This window comes from Tepidimonas aquatica (assembly GCF_007556585.1).
GTDB classification, from domain to species: domain Bacteria; phylum Pseudomonadota; class Gammaproteobacteria; order Burkholderiales; family Burkholderiaceae_C; genus Tepidimonas; species Tepidimonas aquatica.
The window spans coordinates 138502-154808 of the sequence record NZ_VJNA01000001.1 but is presented as its reverse complement, the minus strand read 5'-3'; the positions used below and the strand labels follow the sequence as shown (position 1 = coordinate 154808).

Here is a 16307-nt window from a genome sequence, read left to right as displayed (position 1 = left end):
TGACGGTTGAGGCAACGCCTGAGACACGACGACTGGCCACCCGGCCAGCGAAACGTTGCAAACCCGCCATTATAGCCAAGCCCTCATGAACCACCCCCTGATCCGTCCAAGCCGCGACGACGATGTGCCGGCCATCGCGGCGCTGTACGGCCACCACGTGTTGAACGGCACCGGCACGTTTGAAACCGAGCCCCCCAGCGTGGCCGAGATGGCCGCACGACGCGCCGACGTGCTGGGCAAGGGCCTGCCGTGGCTGGTCGCGCAGTGGGACGGCCACGTCGTGGGGTTCGCGTACGGCAACTGGTTCAAGCCGCGACCGGCGTACCGCTACTCGGTCGAGGATTCGATTTACGTGGCGCACGACATGGCCGGGCGGGGGCTTGGGCGCGCGCTGCTGGCCGAGCTGTTGACCCAGCTGGAACAGCGCGGTATTCGCAAGGTGATGGCGGTGATCGGCGACTCGGCCAACGCCGGCTCGATCGGGCTGCACACGGCGCTGGGCTTCGAGCGCGTGGGTGTGGTGCGGGCGTGCGGTTGGAAATTCGGCCGTTGGCTCGATATCGTGCTGATGGAGCGCGCCCTGGGCTGGGGCGACCGTACCCCGCCCGCCGACGAGCCGGCTCACACCCTGGACACCCTGACATGACGACGATGAACACCCAAACGCGCCACAAAACGCTGGCCGCGTGGCTGGCCGTGCTGGGCGGCCCGCTGGGCTGGCACCGGCTGTACCTGCACGGCTGGACCGATGCCTTGGGCTGGGCGCACGCAATCCCCACCGCGCTGGGACTATGGGGCGTGCAGCGCGTGCTGGACTATGGGCAGGACGACAAGCTGTCGTGGGTGCTGCTGCCGCTGCTGGGGCTGGCGCTGGTGGTGGCGGCGCTCAGCGCCATCGTGATGGGGCTGCAGCCGGCCGAGCGCTGGAATGCGCGCCACAACCCTACCCTGCCCCCAGACCACCCGGCGGGGCACACCGGCTGGCTGACGGTGCTGGCCATGGTGCTGGCGCTGATGGTGGGCGCCACGGCGCTGATGGCCAGCCTGGCGTTCAGCTTTCAGCGCTACTTCGAATACCAGGTCGAGCAAGGCCGGTTGCTGAGCCAGTGACCGGCGCGCGGGCGGTGGTTGCCGCGCCCGCCGCTGCGTGCGCGCCCACGGGCCTCAAGCGGCCAAGGTGCCCGTCACCAGCATCCACACCGACAGCGTCAGCACCGCCAGCGCGGTGGACACCGCGGTGGCGGCGGTGACCTCGTCCTGCGCCACGCGGTAGCGCTGCGCGAACAAAAAGACGTTGGCGCCCACCGGCACGCCGGCGGCCACCACCAGCACCGTCCACGGCAGCCCGCGCAGCCCCCACAACCACGCCGACACCGCCACCAGCACCGGCAGCGCCAGGTTTTTGGCCAGCGCCACCTTCAGCGCCGCACCCCAGCGCCCCGCCAGTTGGGTGTGCGCCAGGCTGATGCCCACCAGCACCAGCGACAGCGGCCCAAACGCCTGGCCCAGCAATTGCAGCGGCCGGTCCACCACCGCCGGCAGGTGCCACCCCAGCGCCCCCCAGGCTAACCCACAGGCAATCGGCAACGGAATCGGGTGGATGACCGAGCCGCGCACCGCCACCCACGCGGCGCGCAGCACGCGCCCACGGTTCATCGCCCCGCCGGGGCCGTCGGCGCGCGCCTGCGCCAGCTCCAACACCACCGAGGCGATGGTCAGCAGGATCAGCGCGTGCACCGCGATCAGCGTCAGCAGCGTCACCACACCCGCCTGCCCGTAGGCCAGACTGATCAGGGCAATGCCGATCATGACCAGGTTCGAAAACGTCCCGCCCAGCGCCAGCACGACGCCGCGCGGGTGCACGCCCCACCACGCGATCTGCAACCCGAACCAAGGCAGCACGGCGCTGAAGTACGCCGCGATCGGCCGCCAGTCCAGCGTCTCCAAGCGCACCTGGCTCATCGTGCGAAACAGCAGCGCCGGGATCAGCAGCAAAAAGACCAGGTTGGACAGCTCCTTGACGGCCCCGGGCCCGACCCAGCCGCGGCGACCTGCCAGCACGCCAGCGGCGATCAACAAAAACACAGGCACCAGCGCCTGAAACACGGGATGGTCGGCAACGCTCACGCCCCACAGTGTAGAGGGCTTGTCGCCGCCTGGCTGTTCGCAGGCGACAACACGGGTCAGCGCAGCCGCGGGTCAGGCGCCCTCGGGCTGCAGCAGGCGCGCAAACCGCTGGCGCAGCTTGGCCACCTTGGGCGCGATGACAACCTGGCAATACCCTTGGTAGGGATGGTGGGCGAAATAGTCCTGATGGTACGCCTCGGCCGGCCAGTAGTGCCGCAGCGGCTCGACCTCGGTGACGATGGGCGCCCCGAACACCCCCTGGGCATCGAGCTCGGCGATCAAGGCACGCGCAACCTCGGCTTGCGCGGGTAGGGTCCAGTAGACGCCGCTGCGGTACTGCGTGCCGACGTCGGCACCCTGGCGGTTGGGGGTGGTCGGGTCGTGGGTGGCGAAGAAGATTTCCAGCAACGTGCGCGTGTCCACCAGCGACGGGTCGTGCTCGATGCGCACGACTTCGGCGCAGCCGGTCGCCCCGGTGCAGACTTCTTCATAGCTGGGTTGGGTGGCTTGGCCGTTGCTGTAGCCACATTCGAGCGCCACCACCCCGCGCACACGACGAAACACCGCGTCGGTGCACCAAAAACAGCCGCCCGCCAGCGCCAGGGTTTCCCTTTTCATGCGGCCATATTATGTTATGTTCGGTCGATATGACCACAGCCTTCGACCTATTGACCCTGCCGCTGCTGGTGGCGTCAGGGCTGGTGCTGTTCAGCTTGGTGGCCGGACTGTTCTCGGTTCGGCTGGGCTTTTCCTTTTTGCTGGTGTTTTTGCTCGCCGGTATGCTGCTGGGCGAGGATGGCCCGGGCGGCGTGGTCTTCGAGGACTACCGGCTGGTGTTTTGGGTCGGCAACGTCGCGCTGGCGGTGATTTTGCTCGATGGCGGGCTGCGCACGCGTTACGCCACGTTTCGCACGGGGCTGCGCCCCGCGCTGCTGTTGGCCACGCTCGGCGTGGTACTCAGCGCCGCCATCACGGCGGTGGGCGCCCGCTGGCTGCTCGACCTCGACTGGACACGCGCGCTGCTGGTGGGGGCCATCGTCGGCTCCACCGACGCTGCGGCCGTCTTTTCGCTGCTGCAAACATCGGGGGTGCGGCTCAATGGTCGGGTCGCCTCGACGCTGGAGCTCGAATCCGGAATGAACGACCCCATGGCGGTGTTCATGACGCTGACGCTGATCGGCCTGGCCACGGCAAGCCCTTCATCGTCGACGCAGGGGTGGTTCGAGCCGTTGCTGGCCCTGGTGCGGCAGTTCGGCTGGGGCTTGGTGTTGGGTGTTGGCTTGGGCGCCTTGCTCGCCGATGGGTTACGCCAGCTCGCGCGGTTCACCCGCCCGACGGGCGGGGTGCGGGCGCTGTTGCTGCTGTCGGCGGGTTTGGCGGTGTTCGCTTTGACCAACTGGATAGGCGGCTCGGGCTTTCTTGCGGTCTATTTGTTCGGGCTGGTGGTGGGCAACCGTGCCAGCGGTTCGGTCGGTCCCTCCCTGCAGGCCATGGACGGTTATGCATGGATGGCCCAAGCCGGCATGTTCCTGTTGCTGGGGCTGCTGGTGACCCCCACAGAACTGCTGCGCACTTGGTTGCCGGCGCTCGGGGTGGCCGCTGTGTTGATGGTGGTGGCGCGGCCCGTGGCTGTATGGCTGTGCCTGCGGCCGTTTCACTTCCCCGCCCGTGAAAACGCCTTCATCGCATGGGTTGGCCTGCGCGGCGCGGTGCCCATCGTGCTGGGGGTGTTTCCGATGATGGCCGGTGTCGAGGGTGCCGAGACGTTTTTGAACGTCGCCTATGTGGTGGTGTTGACGTCGTTGCTGCTGCAAGGCACCACGCTGCCGTGGGCCGCCCGTCGCGCCGGCGTGACACTGCCGGAGCGCGAGGACACCCGCCGCGCGCGGCGGGTGTTTGGCGACTTCGAGGTGCATGGGGAGACGCCCATGGCGGCGCTGTGCGCGTTTTACGGCTGGCCGGCGGTGGACGACGAGCAGCAACACGTGGCGGATTGGGTCGCGCAGCGCCTCGGCACGGCCCCGACCGAGGGCGACCAGGTCGTGTGGGGCCCAGCTGTGCTGAGTGTGCGGCAGGTGCGCCAAGGCCGCATCGAGCGTGTGGGCATCCGCATCGACGACGACGCGCTCGGGTGACGCCACGGGGCGGGCGCTTAAGCCTCCAAACCGGCCAGCGCCCGGGCCAGCAGCGGTGCCAGAAACACGGCGTTGCTGGCGTGGGGCACGCTGTCGGTGCTCCAGACCTCGCCAACGCCGGCGGCGCGCAGCGCGGCCAGCGCGTCACCCACGAACAGCGCGTGCGTCACCGCCACGTCCACCGAGGCGGCCCCGGCGGCGCGCAGCGCCGCGGCAGCCTGCGCCACCGTGCGGCCGGTGCTGGCCATGTCATCGACGATAACGACGGCGCGGCCACGCATATCCAGCGGGGGCAGCTGCACTTGCACGTCACGGTCACCGTGGCGCACTTTGCGACACACGGCCGCCTGCAGTCCCGCCGCCGCGGCGGCTTGGCGCACCCACTGTTCGGATTCCTCGTCGGGTCCCAGCAGCAGCGCACCCGGGCGCCGTGCCGCGACGGTTTGGGCCAACAACGGCGCGGCGCTGAGCACCTGCGCCTGGGCCAGTGGTACCGCTTCGACCAAGGTCGCCACGCGGTGCAGGTGCGGATCCACCGTGATCAGGCCGTCGAACACGCTGGCCAGCCAGCGCCCGACCTGCCGCTGGCTGACCACCTCGCCCGGGCTGAACGCCATGTCCTGCCGCATGTACGCCAGGTACGGCGCCACCAGCCACAGGCGCTGCGCGCCCAGCTCGCGCGCCGCCGGAGCCAGCAGCAGCAGTTCGACAAGTTTTTCGTTCGGTTGGTGCAGGCTGCGGTACACCGCCACCGCGGGCGGCAGCGCGGGCGGCAGGCGCACGCGCAGCTCGCCGTCGGGAAAGCGGTGGCGCTCGATCACGCCCAGCCGCCATGGCTCGCCCGCCGCGGGGTTCCGTGCCTGCAGGGCCGCCAGCAAACGCTGCGCGGCAGGCTGCTCGTCGTCCATGCACAGCAGCATCGGCATCGTCAAAACTCCACAAAAACCTGCGGCACCTGGTGCGGCGCGCCGATGGTGTAGCCGCTGGCGCGCTCGGTGGCGGCGCGGGCAAATGCCACGTCGGCCGGGTACTCGGCGTAGACGCGGTACAGCACGTCCCCGGCGCGCACCGCATCGCCCAGCTTGCGCATCAGGTCCACGCCGGCGCCAGCCACCTTGGGCGCACCGGCCAGGCGGGCGATGCGGGCGATTTGCACGTTGTCGATGCCCGTGACCACACCATCGGCTGGCGCGTGCACGCCGAACGTGTGACGCGCCAGCGGTGGGTGCTCCGGATCAAAGGGACGCGCGCCCTGCGCCTCGATCAGCGCCATCATCTTCTCCAGCGCGCGGCCGGAGTCGAGGATGTCGCGCGCGATGCCGTAGCCGTCACCGCCACGGACGTCGGGGACGCACTCCAGCAGGCGCCCGGCCAGGCGCAGCGCCTTTTGGCGCAGGTCGATCGGGGCCAGCGGGTGGTTTTGCAGCACGCGCATGACGTCGCGCGCTTCCAGCACGGGGCCGATGCCTTGGCCGATCGGCTGGCGTCCGTCGGTGATGACGACGTCGATCGACAGGCCCAGGCGCCGCGCCACGTACTCAAAGAGCCGCCGCAGGCGTTGCGCATCAGGCATCGAGCGCACCTTGGCGGTGGGCCCCACCGGAATGTCCAGCACCAGGTGGTTGGAGCCTGCGGCCACTTTTTTGCTCAGGATCGAGGCCACCATCTGCGCCGGCGAGTCCAGCGACAGCGGCCGCTCGACGGCGATCAACACATCGTCCGCGGGCGACAGGTGGGCGGTGCCGCCCCACGCCAGACAGCCCCGGTGCGCGCGCACGATCTCCTGCAGCCGCTCGATCGGCAGCTCCACCTCGGCCAGCACCTCCATCGTGTCGGCGGTCCCGGCCGGCGAGGTGATGGCGCGCGACGACGTCTTGGGACACACCAGCCCATGCGCGGCCACGATCGGTACCACCAGCATCGAGGTGCGGTTGCCGGGGATGCCACCGATGCAGTGCTTGTCCACCACCAAGCGCTCGCGCCAGTCGAGGCGCTGGCCGGCTTCGATCATGCCCTCGGTGAGGAAGTAGACCTCCTCGCGGTCGAGCTCGCTGGCGTGGGTGGCGATGACGAACGCGGCCAGCTCCACCTTGGAGTAGCGGTGCTCGGCGATGTCGCGCGCGATGGCGCGGAAGTCCTCGCGCCCGAGCCGCTCGCCGTTGATCTTGCGGTGCAGCGCGGCGATCGAGGCCGGCGGTTCAGCCTGCTCGATGGTGGCCGGGTGGCCCGGCTCGACGCCGAGCTGGGCAAACGCGTCCATCGACAGCCCGATTTCGTCGCACTTGACGATGCGCGGGTCGAGCGTGACGTTGAGCGTGGCCAGCACGCGCCGCCCGTTGGCGCGCACCTCCACCTTGGACAGCGCCTGGAAACCCTCGGCGCGGTAGACGTCGCAGTCGCGGTGCAGGTAGGCAACGTTTTCACGGTAGGTGTCGATGGCGACGCGGCGCAGCTTCAGCGGCACCCGGCCATCGTTGGCGTGCTCGACCGGCGGGCAAGGTGAAAGTTTGAGGCCCGGATCGTCGGCGGGCGGGGTGCTGGGGTTCATGTCAGGACCCTCTCCAGGAAGCGGTTTCCAGCAAGGGACGCAGACGCTGGGTGAACAGGTCGATGCGGCGCAGCAGCGCCGCCGTGTCCCCGCTGCCCGGCAGCCAGCCCTGGCGCTGCAGCGCCGCTTGCACCGCCGGCGCGCGCAGCGCCAGCCGCACCGCGCGCCCCACGCGCTCGACATGGGCCGTCGGCCACCCCCGCGGCGCCGCGAGAGCGTACCAGTGATCGTACTGGAAACCACGCACGCCCAGGGACGCCAACACCGGCACGCCGGGCAGCAACGCCGCCACACCGGGGCCGGTGCCGCCTAGCACCGGCAGTTTGCCCAGGCGCCACAGCGGCCGCACCAGCGCCGGCGGCAGCATGGCCAGGTGCACCTCGCTCGCCAGCAGCGCGTTGACCACCTGGGCGTTGCCGGGGTAGGTCACCCCCTCGGTCTGCCAGCCGGCGCTCGCCTTGAGCAGCTCCATGGCCAGGTGAAACGGCGAGCCCACGCCAGGGCTGCCGTAGCACCACGCCGTCCCAGCCTGGCGCACCGCCTGCAACGCCGGTGCCCCGCGCACATGCAGGTCGGGGTTGAGGCACAACAACAACGGGGTGCTGGCCGCCAGCGCCACCGGCTGGACGTCACGCGCGGGGTCGTAGCCGGCGTTGGCATGCAACCACGGCGCCACCGTCAGGTGCAGGTTGAGCAGCAAGCCCAGCGTGTGGTCGTCGTCGCTGTGCGCCACCAGCTGGGCCGCGAGCAGACCGCTGTGGCCTTGGCGGTTGTCCACCAGCACCGGCTGCCCAAGTACCACGCTCAAGGGCTCGGCCAGCGTGCGCGCAATTTCGTCGGCCGACGACCCGCCCGGGAACCCCACCACCAGCCGCAAGGGCCGCTGCGGCCAAGCGGACGCGCGCGCGCCGGCCCAGGCCGGTGCGGCGATCGCGGCCGCCAGCCCCACCCCCAGGCGCAAGCTGTGCCGGCGGGTCAAACCTGCGCGACATTGGCCACCCATGGTCAGCGCCCCTCCTGGCAGGGCCACGCCGTCGGCCGAGGCGGGCCACTGTACAGCCACGGCTGATCCAGCAGCCGTGGCCCAAGCAGCGCCAGCGCCGCGTCGCGCCCCAACCGCAGCGCCCCCGTAGCATGGAAAATCACCCCGTTGGCGCGTGAGCGGGCCTGCACGCGCGCGTTGCGCGGCCAGCGCACACGCGCCCATGCGGCCAGCACGGCCGGCCAATCGATCGGCTGCCGGGCTGGGGGCAACAGCTGCGCCAGCGTCCAAGCGTCCTCCAGCGCCATCGCCGCACCTTGGGCCAGGTACGGGCGCATGGGGTGCGCGGCGTCGCCCAGCAACCCAACCCGACCTTGGGCGTGCTCGTGCGCGCTGCGCATGGGCGCGCGGCCAAACAGCGGCCACAGACGCCAATGCGGCACGGCCTCGACCAGCGCGGCCAACGCCGGGTGCACCGGCCCCAGCGCCTGCTGCAGCGCGTGGCGCTGCGCGGCGTGGTCCCAGCCGGTCACGTCGCCGTCGGGCAGCGGGCCTTCGACCACAAGGACGACGTTGAGCCAGCGTCCCGCGCGCACGGGGTAGTGCACCCCATGCAGCCGCGGGCCCAGCCAGGCCACCACGGCGTCGCGCGCCACGCTGGGCGGCGCCTCGTCCATGGGCAGCAGCCCACGGTAGGCCAAATGTCCGCTGAAGCGCGGAGGGCCGTCGCCCACGACCTGCTGGCGCAACACGCTCCAGACGCCGTCGGCCAGCAGCGCAGCTTGGGCCGACCAGGTTTGTTCGTCGCTGCCGGTGGCCAGCACGCCGTGGGCATCGCTGTGCAAGGTCTGCACGCGCTGCCCCGTGTACAGCGCGACCTGCCCGTGCGGCCGCAAGGCCTGCAGCAGCAGGGTGTGCAAATCAGCGCGGTGGATGGTGACGTAAGGCGCCCCGTAGGCCCGGCGGGCCTGCTCGCCCAACGGCAGGGTCGCCAGCCCGGCACCGTCGGCGGCGCGGCGCACCTGCAGCGTGGCGGGAAACGCCGCCACCGCGGCCAGCGCGGGCTCCAGCCCCCAATCGCGCAGCACGCGCACGGCGTTGGGGCCGAGCTGGATGCCCGCCCCCACCTCGGAAAACTCCGGCGCTTGCTCCAGCAGGGTGATCGGCACATCGGGCCGCGCCTGCGCACACGCCAGCGCCGCGCCCAGACCGGCCATGCCGCCGCCCACGATCAACAGCCGCTCCTGGGCGGACCTCCCGGCGGTCATCGCCATGCCGGCCAGGCGCCACGCGCCAGGTGCAACAGGCTCTCGGCGGCGCCGGCGCCAAACCGCCGCGCCAGCCGCTCCGCCACGCTCTCGCGCTGGGTGTAGTCGATGATGTCTTCGGCCTGCACCACCTCGCGCGCCACGTAGTCCACGTTGCCAAAGTCGTCCGCCAACCCGAGCTCGACGGCGCGCTCGCCCGTCCACACCAGGCCACTGAAGGTCTCTGGCGTTTCCTTGAGGCGATCGCCACGCCCTTTACGCACCACCACGATGAATTGACGGTGGATGTCGTCCAGCATGCGCTGCGCGTGGGCCCGGTGCGCCGGGGTCTGCGGGCTGAAGGGGTCGAGAAAGCCCTTGTTCTCGCCCGCCGTCAGCAAGCGACGCTCGACGCCGAGCTTGTCCATCAACCCGGTAAAGCCAAAGCCGTCCATCAACACCCCGATGCTGCCCACCAGGCTGGCCTTGTCCACGTAAATGCGGTCGGCCGCCGCGGCGATGTAGTACGCCGCCGAGGCGCAGGTCTCTTCCACCACGGCGTACACGGGCTTGTCGTGTTTGTTCTTGAGGCGCCAGATTTCATCGTTGACGCTGCCGGCCTGCACCGGGCTGCCACCCGGTGAATCGATCAGCAACACCACGGCCTGCGCGCCGGGGTCTTCGAACGCCGCGCGCAGCGCGCCAACCAGGGCCGAAGCGTTGGCCTCATCCTCGGGCCCGATGGGGCCACGGATTTCCACCAGCGCCGTGTGCGGCGTGCTTTTGGGTTTGGTGGGCAGCACGGTGTCGCTGTACGCCAGCCAGCCCGCCAGCAGCACCAACGCCAGCCACACGCTGCGCCAGAGGTTGCGCCAGCGGCGTGCGGCGCGTTGCTCGGCCAGTTGGGCCAGCAGGACTTTTTCCAGCAGCGCACGCTCCCAACCTGGGGCTGGTTGGGACGACCGCGGCACGGTGGCGGCTGCGCCTTCGTGTGGGGGCGTGGTGTTCGTTGGGTCGGAGGACGTCATGCGGGGGTATCCCAATTCACCGGTTGCAGGTCGTATTGTGACCGCCAAAAGACCACGCCCCCTTCTTCGCGCACGGCCACCGACAGCAGTGGCCCGCGGCCGGGGCCGCCGACGCAGCGACCACTGGCCGGATCGAACAACGCACCGTGCGCCGCGCAGACCAGCAGCGTGGCGGTGGCGTCGAACACCCGGTTGGGCAACCAGTCCAGCTCCAGCCCGACGTGGCTGCAGCGGTTGAGGTAGGCGTACACCTGCCCCCGGTAGCGCACGGCAAACGCACGGCAGGTCTGACCACGCCAGCGCACATCGAACGGCACCGCGTCGCCGCCATCGCGCAGCGCGTCGCTGGCGCACAGCGGGTGCCAGGCGCTGCCAGGATCGGTGGGATCGGACGCTGGAGGAAGCGGACGCGCGACCATGCCGGCAAGCATAGCGTGCAGCGACAATACCTGCATGCAAGCAAGCTTCAACCCGTTACCACGGCCGCTGGTGCTGGCCTCCACCTCGCCCTACCGCCGCGAGCTGCTGGCCCGGCTGCGGCTGCCGTTCGACACCGTCGCCCCGCAGGTGGATGAGACCCCGCACGCCGGTGAGCCCCCGGCCGCGCTGGCACGCCGCCTGGCCGCCGCCAAGGCCGAGGCGGTGGCCCGCCAGCGCCCCCACGCCATTGTCATCGGCAGCGACCAGGTGGCCGACCTGGACGGGGTGGCGTTGGGCAAACCGGGCCACCACGCGCGGGCGGTGGCGCAGCTGCGTGCGATGAGTGGTCGCACGGTGCGGTTCCACACGGCGCTGGCCGTGCGCTGCCTGGACAGCGGCTACGCCGCCGACGATGTGGCGGTGGTGCAGGTGCAGTTTCGTACCCTGGACGATGCCACCATCGAGCGCTACCTGCTCGCCGAGCGGCCTTACGACTGCGCGGGCAGTGCCAAGAGCGAGGGACTGGGCATCGCGCTGCTGGACGCCATCGTCAGCGACGACCCGACGGCGCTGGTGGGGCTGCCGCTGATCCGCACCGCGCGGCTGCTGCGTGGAGCCGGGGTGGTGCTGCCATGAGTGCACCGCGCACGCCCGGCGCCTTGGTGCTGGTGCCCACGCCGCTGGACTTGGGCTGCGCGCCGCCGCCGGACATCCGAGCCGCGCTGCCCATCGCCACGTTGCAGTGCGCCGCGGGGCTGACGCACTGGCTGGCGGAAAATGCGCGCAGCGCCCGCGCGTTTCTGAAGCGGGTCAACGCCGTGGTGCCGCTGGCCGCCCCGTTGCAGCAGCAATGCATCACCGAGCTGCCGCGCGCCTGGCACAAGCACGGCGACGCCGACCGCAGCGCCGACACCGCCGCCGAGGCGCTGCTGGCGCCGGCCCTGCAAGGCCACGACGTGGGGCTGCTGAGCGAGGCGGGCATGCCCGCCATCGCCGACCCGGGCAGCGCGGTGGTACGTGCCGCGCATCGACTGGGGCTGCGGGTGGAGCCGCTCGTCGGCCCGGTGTCGCTGATGCTGGCGCTGGCCGCCAGCGGCTGCCCGGGTCAGCACTTCGCGTTCGTCGGCTACCTGCCGATCGACGCGGCGCAGCGTGTGCAGGCGCTGCGCGCGCTGGAGGCCACGGCGGCGCGGCAGCGCCAGACGCAAATCTTCATCGAAACCCCCTACCGCAACGCGGCGCTGCTGCAGGTGGCGCTGCAGACGTTGCGCCCGGACACCCGGCTGGCGGTGGCCTGCGCGCTGGGCCTGCCGCAGCAGACCGTGCACGCCGCCACCGTGGCCCAGTGGCGCCGCCATCCCCCGACCCTGCCGCTGCAGCAGCCGGCGGTGTTTGTGCTGGGGGCGTGAGGCAGCGGCCAGCCGTGCCAGAATCGCGACCATGAGCACGCTGCCTGCCGAGTGTCTGGTCGTCGCGATCTCGTCGCGCGCGCTGTTCGACTTCGAAGAAGAAAACCGCGTCTTCGAGCAAGGCGATGACCGCGCCTACATGGCGCTGCAGTTGCAGCGCCTGCAGCAGCCGGCGCAACCCGGCGTGGCGCACTCGCTGGTGCGCAAGCTGCTGGCGTTCAACGCCGATGGCGTGACGCGCGTGGAGGTGGTGATCCTGTCGCGCAACGACCCGGTGTCGGGCCTGCGCGTGTTTCGCTCCGCGGGGCACGACGCCCTGCCGATCCAACGCGGCGTGTTCACGCGCGGCGCGCCGCCGTGGCGCTACCTGCGCCCGCTGGGGGCGCACCTGTTTCTGTCGGCCAACATCGAGGATGTACGCGCGGCGCTGGCGGCGGGCTTTCCGGCCGCGCAGGTGTACCCGCACGCGCCCCGCGCCAGCGACGCCCACCCGCGCGAGGTGCGCATCGCCTTCGACGGCGACGCGGTGCTGTTCTCGGACGAAGCCGAGCGCGTGTACCAAACCCAGGGCCTGCACGCCTTCCAAGACCACGAACAACGCCACGCCAGCGTGCCGCTGCCCGGCGGCCCTTTCAAGCCCTTGCTGCAGGCGTTGCACCGGCTGCAACAAGCGGGCAGCGCCACCATGCGCATCCGCACCGCGCTGGTGACGGCGCGCAGCGCCCCGGCGCACGAACGCGCCATCCGCACCCTGATGGACTGGAACATCGAGGTCGACGAGGCGATGTTCCTGGGCGGCCTGGACAAAGGCCCGTTTTTGCGCGAGTTCGAGCCTGACTTTTTCTTCGACGACCAAACGCGCCACGTGGCCAGCGCCGCCGAGCACGTGCCGGCCGGCCACGTCGCGGGTGGAGTGACCAACCCACCCCCTGCGGCGCCGCGGGAGGGCACGGCATGATCACCGTCTCGATCGTCGCCGTGGCCACGGGGGCCGCCTTGGGGGCGCTGCTGCGCTGGTGGCTGGGGCTGGCGCTCAACGCGGTACTACCGCACCTGCCGCTGGGCACGCTGGCGGCCAACTGGGTCGGCGCCTACGTCATTGGCGTGGCGGTGGCCTTCTTCCTGCACCACCCGGCCATCGCACCGCCGTGGCGCCTGTTCGTCGTCACCGGCCTGCTGGGGGGGTTGACGACGTTTTCCAGCTTTTCGATCGAAGTCGTGACGCTGCTGCAACAGGGCCGCCTGCCGTGGGCGCTGGCCGCCATCGGCCTGCACGTGGGCGGCTCGCTGCTGTTGACGGCACTGGGCTGGACCAGCTACGCCGCGCTGCGGGGTTGACGGCGTGACGCCTGCCTACAATGGCGGCCCGCTGCTCCCCGTGCCGACACGACCATGACCACCCCTACCCCACCCAGCGCCCCCCACGCCAACCCCGACCCGCTGGCGCAGCGCTTCGTGCAGTTTGCGCTGGCCTGCGGCGTGCTGCGCTTTGGCGAGTTCAAAACCAAGGCCGGCCGCCTGAGCCCGTATTTTTTCAACGCCGGGCTGTTTGACGACGGCGCCAAGCTCGGGCAATTGGCGGCGTTTTACGCCGACCGCATCCTGGCCAGCGGCGTGGTGTTCGACATGATTTTTGGCCCCGCCTACAAAGGGATCCCCCTGGCGGCGGCGCTGGCGGTGGAGCTGGCGCGCCGCGGCCACAACAAGCCGTTTGCCTACAACCGCAAAGAGGTCAAGGACCACGGCGAAGGTGGTACCCTGGTCGGCGCGCCCCTGCAGGGCCGGGTGTTGATCGTCGACGACGTCATGAGCGCCGGCACCGCAGCGCGCGAATCGATCGCGCTGATCCGTGGCGCTGGCGCCACACCGCATGCGCTGGCCATCGCGCTGGACCGGCAGGAGATGGCCACCGAAGTAGCCGCCGACGGCACCGTGCGCGACGTACCCTACAGCGCCGTGCAGTACGTGCAGCGCGAGCTGGGCCTGGCCGTGTGCGCCATTGCCAGACTGGACGATTTGCTGCAGTATCTGCAAACACAACAACACCCGGACATGGCGCAGCACCGCCAGCGCGTCCTGCAGTACCGCGCGCGCTACGGTGTAGGGTGAGGGAGCCCCCGTGACCATGACCGGGACCGCACCGTCGCCGCCATGCCGTCACGCCGCTCGCCCCACCTGTTACCCCTCATCGCCTGGCACGCCGTCGCGTGGGTGGGCGTGGTGCTGCTGGCAGGTCCGATGGCCCAGGCGCAAAATGCCCCGGCCGCCGTGCGCGCGCCCATTTACACCTGCACCGACGCGCAGGGGCGGCTGCTGTCATCGGACCGACCGATCCCGGAATGCAGTGACCGCGTGCAACGCGAGCTCGGCCCCAGCGGCGTGGTGCGCCGTGTGATCGAGCCGCCCCCCGCGCCCGAGCAGCGCGAGCGCCTCGCCGCCCAGCAGCGTGCCCAGGCCGAAGCCGCAGCCCAGGCCGCCGAGCAGCAACGCCGCGAGCAGCTGCTGTTGATGCGCTACCCCGACGAAGCCGCCCACCAGCGCGCGCGCGAGACGGCGCTGGCGCAGCTGCACGCCAGCCTGCAGGCGGCGCAGCAGCACCTGCAGCGGCTGGATGACGAGGCCCGGCGGCTGCAAGACGAGATGGAGTTTTACCGCAAGGATCCAGCGCGCGCCGGCGGTCCTCAAGCACCGGCTGGCCAGCAACGCCAGCCAACGCCAGCAGCAACAGCAGTACGTCGATGACCTGCAACGCGAACACGCGCGCGTGGTGCAACGCTTCGACGACGAGCTGGCCACGCTACGCCGGCTGTGGGCGGCGCCATCGCCGCCGCCCACAGCGGCCCCGGCGCGCTGACCACCCGCCCGGGGTGACACCGTCAGCCTTGGGCCAGCGCTTGGCGCAGCAGCTCGCTGACCTGCTGCGGGTTGGCCTTGCCCTGCGTGGCCTTCATCACCTGGCCCACCAGGGCGTTGAGCGCCTTGTCTTTGCCCGCCCGGTATTCGGCCACGTTTTTCGGGTTGGCCTCGATGACCTGGGCCACGATGGCTTGCAACGCCCCGGTGTCGTTCATCTGCCGCAGACCCTTGGCCTCGATGATGGCGTCCACCCGCGCCAGCGGCTCACCGCTGCCGGATCCGCTCCAGAGCTCTTCCAGCACCTGCTTGGCGGCGCTCTGGCTCAGCGTGCCGTCGGCCACCCGTGCCAGCAACGCCGCCAGCACCGCCGGGGACACAGGGCAGGCCTCGATGTCCAGCTCGGCGGCGTTGAGCCGGCGCGACAGCTCCACCATGATCCAGTTGCTGGCGGCCTTGGGGGCCGCGCCCGCGCGCACCGTGTCCTCGAAATACGCCGCCATCGCGCGCGACTGCGTCAGCGTCGCGGCGTCGTAGGCCGGCAGGCCATACTGCTGCTCGAAGCGCTGCGCCATCACGTCAGGCAGCTCCGGCATCTGCGCGCCCACCTGCTGCACCCAGCCTGGGGCGATCACCAGCGGCGGCAGGTCGGGGTCGGGGAAGTAGCGGTAGTCGGCCGCGTCTTCCTTGGTGCGCATCGCGCGCGTCTGGCCGCTGTCGGGGTCGAACAGCACGGTGGCTTGTTCGATGGCGTGTCCGTCCTCCAACTGCTCGATCTGCCAGCGCACCTCGTAGTCGATGGCCTGCTGCATGAACTTGAAGGAGTTGAGGTTTTTGATCTCGCGCCGGGTACCGAGCGGCTGGCCCGGCTTGCGCACGCTGACGTTGGCGTCGCAGCGAAACGACCCCTCCTGCATGTTGCCGTCACAAATGCCGATCCACGTGACGATGCGGTGCAAGGCCTTGGCGTACGCCACCGCCTCGGCGCTGGAGCGCAGGTCCGGCTCGGTGACGATTTCCAGCAGCGGTGTGCCGGCGCGGTTGAGGTCGATGCCGCTCATGCCGTGGAAGTCCTCGTGCAGGCTTTTGCCGGCGTCTTCCTCCAGGTGGGCGCGCACCAGGCGCACCGTGCGCTGCACGCGCTGCTGGCTGGCGCCCTTGCCCTGCTCCAGCCAGAACGTCACCGCCCCCCCTTGCACGACCGGTATTTCGTACTGGCTGATCTGGTAGCCCTTGGGCAGGTCGGGGTAGAAGTAGTTTTTGCGCGCAAACACGCTGCGCGGCGCGATCTGCGCGCCGACCGCCAAGCCGAAGCGGATCGCGCACTCGACGGCAGCGCGGTTCATCACCGGCAGCGTGCCCGGCAATGCCAAGTCGACCGCGCAGGCCTGGGTGTTGGGCTCGGCACCGAAGGCGGTGGCGGCGCGGCTGAAAATCTTGCTGCGGGTGGACAGCTGCACGTGGGTCTCGAAGCCGATGACGACTTCGTACCCGTCGATCAAACAAGTGCTATTCATATCAATCTTCCATGCGAGCGGCGCGACCGCCGTTGCCAACC

Annotated in this window: 18 protein-coding genes; 9 read left to right on the top strand and 9 right to left on the bottom strand. The window is 70.6% G+C overall.

The features are described from left to right. Positions 1-85: 85 nt before the first annotated feature. Together Taqua_RS00735 and Taqua_RS00730 are read left to right on the top strand one after the other, a co-directional pair. Positions 86-646 carry a GNAT family N-acetyltransferase gene (locus tag Taqua_RS00735; protein WP_144324140.1) on the top strand — a complete coding sequence of 187 codons (561 nt, stop codon included), beginning with the start codon at positions 86-88 and terminating at the stop codon, positions 644-646. 5 nt (positions 647-651) lie between these two features. Next, the gene (locus Taqua_RS00730; protein ID WP_144324139.1) at positions 652-1110 is read left to right on the top strand and encodes a hypothetical protein; all 459 of its coding nucleotides are present in this window, start codon (positions 652-654) and stop codon (positions 1108-1110) included. A 54-nt stretch (positions 1111-1164) separates the two neighbouring features. Here the strand turns inward: Taqua_RS00730 and Taqua_RS00725 are convergent, their stop codons facing one another. Further along, positions 1165-2127, bottom strand: a complete 963-nt coding sequence (locus Taqua_RS00725; protein WP_144324138.1) for an AEC family transporter — start codon at positions 2125-2127, stop codon at positions 1165-1167. A gap of 72 nt (positions 2128-2199) precedes the next feature. Further along, positions 2200-2745 carry a peptide-methionine (S)-S-oxide reductase MsrA gene (gene msrA, locus Taqua_RS00720; RefSeq protein ID WP_144324137.1) on the bottom strand — a complete coding sequence of 182 codons (546 nt, stop codon included), beginning with the start codon at positions 2743-2745 and terminating at the stop codon, positions 2200-2202. A gap of 29 nt (positions 2746-2774) precedes the next feature. Here msrA and Taqua_RS00715 point away from each other — a divergent pair, with 29 nt between their 5' ends. Continuing rightward, the gene (locus tag Taqua_RS00715) at positions 2775-4262 is read left to right on the top strand and encodes a potassium/proton antiporter (protein ID WP_144324136.1); all 1488 of its coding nucleotides are present in this window, start codon (positions 2775-2777) and stop codon (positions 4260-4262) included. Positions 4263-4279: 17 nt separating this feature from the next. On the opposite strand, the gene Taqua_RS00710 is transcribed toward Taqua_RS00715, so the two are convergent. The 6 genes from Taqua_RS00710 to Taqua_RS00685 form a co-directional block, all read right to left on the bottom strand. Next, positions 4280-5188, bottom strand: a complete 909-nt coding sequence (locus Taqua_RS00710; RefSeq protein WP_144324135.1) for a ribose-phosphate diphosphokinase — start codon at positions 5186-5188, stop codon at positions 4280-4282. A 2-nt stretch (positions 5189-5190) separates the two neighbouring features. Further along, the gene (locus tag Taqua_RS00705; RefSeq protein ID WP_246094563.1) at positions 5191-6720 is read right to left on the bottom strand and encodes a thymidine phosphorylase family protein; all 1530 of its coding nucleotides are present in this window, start codon (positions 6718-6720) and stop codon (positions 5191-5193) included. 91 nt (positions 6721-6811) lie between these two features. Beyond that, positions 6812-7813: a Bug family tripartite tricarboxylate transporter substrate binding protein gene (locus Taqua_RS00700; RefSeq protein WP_144324133.1), complete on the bottom strand. Its 1002-nt coding sequence runs from the start codon at positions 7811-7813 to the stop codon at positions 6812-6814. A gap of 2 nt (positions 7814-7815) precedes the next feature. Next, positions 7816-9066 carry an FAD-dependent monooxygenase gene (locus tag Taqua_RS00695; protein ID WP_246094557.1) on the bottom strand — a complete coding sequence of 417 codons (1251 nt, stop codon included), beginning with the start codon at positions 9064-9066 and terminating at the stop codon, positions 7816-7818. Continuing rightward, positions 9057-10067: a S49 family peptidase gene (locus Taqua_RS00690; protein WP_144324132.1), complete on the bottom strand. Its 1011-nt coding sequence runs from the start codon at positions 10065-10067 to the stop codon at positions 9057-9059. Before Taqua_RS00690 ends, Taqua_RS00695 begins: the two co-directional genes overlap by 10 nt. Then, entirely contained in the window at positions 10064-10486 is a 423-nt protein-coding gene (locus Taqua_RS00685; RefSeq protein WP_144324131.1) for a Rieske (2Fe-2S) protein, read from the bottom strand. Before Taqua_RS00685 ends, Taqua_RS00690 begins: the two co-directional genes overlap by 4 nt. 34 nt (positions 10487-10520) lie before the next feature. Between Taqua_RS00685 and Taqua_RS00680 the strand changes: the two genes are divergently transcribed. Genes Taqua_RS00680 through Taqua_RS00655 form a run of 6 tightly spaced genes read left to right on the top strand, consistent with a single transcriptional unit; the run spans position 10521 to position 14638 of the window. Next, entirely contained in the window at positions 10521-11123 is a 603-nt protein-coding gene (locus Taqua_RS00680) for a Maf family nucleotide pyrophosphatase (RefSeq protein WP_144324130.1), read from the top strand. Next, on the top strand, positions 11120-11896 hold the full coding sequence (locus tag Taqua_RS00675) for an SAM-dependent methyltransferase (RefSeq protein WP_144324129.1): 777 nt from the start codon (positions 11120-11122) through the stop codon (positions 11894-11896). The genes Taqua_RS00680 and Taqua_RS00675 overlap by 4 nt, the downstream gene beginning before the upstream one ends. 31 nt (positions 11897-11927) lie before the next feature. Next, positions 11928-12854, top strand: coding sequence for a 5'-nucleotidase (locus Taqua_RS00670; protein ID WP_144324128.1), 927 nt, complete (start codon positions 11928-11930; stop codon positions 12852-12854). Then, the gene (gene crcB / locus Taqua_RS00665; protein ID WP_425472552.1) at positions 12851-13234 is read left to right on the top strand and encodes a fluoride efflux transporter CrcB; all 384 of its coding nucleotides are present in this window, start codon (positions 12851-12853) and stop codon (positions 13232-13234) included. The genes Taqua_RS00670 and crcB overlap by 4 nt, the downstream gene beginning before the upstream one ends. Positions 13235-13288: 54 nt before the next feature. Continuing rightward, positions 13289-14005: an orotate phosphoribosyltransferase gene (pyrE, locus tag Taqua_RS00660; protein ID WP_144324127.1), complete on the top strand. Its 717-nt coding sequence runs from the start codon at positions 13289-13291 to the stop codon at positions 14003-14005. A 42-nt stretch (positions 14006-14047) separates the two neighbouring features. Further along, the gene (locus Taqua_RS00655) at positions 14048-14638 is read left to right on the top strand and encodes a DUF4124 domain-containing protein (protein WP_144324126.1); all 591 of its coding nucleotides are present in this window, start codon (positions 14048-14050) and stop codon (positions 14636-14638) included. A 134-nt stretch (positions 14639-14772) separates the two neighbouring features. Here the strand turns inward: Taqua_RS00655 and gatB are convergent, their stop codons facing one another. Further along, on the bottom strand, positions 14773-16266 hold the full coding sequence (gene gatB, locus Taqua_RS00650; RefSeq protein WP_144324125.1) for an Asp-tRNA(Asn)/Glu-tRNA(Gln) amidotransferase subunit GatB: 1494 nt from the start codon (positions 16264-16266) through the stop codon (positions 14773-14775). Positions 16267-16307: the final 41 nt, after the last annotated feature.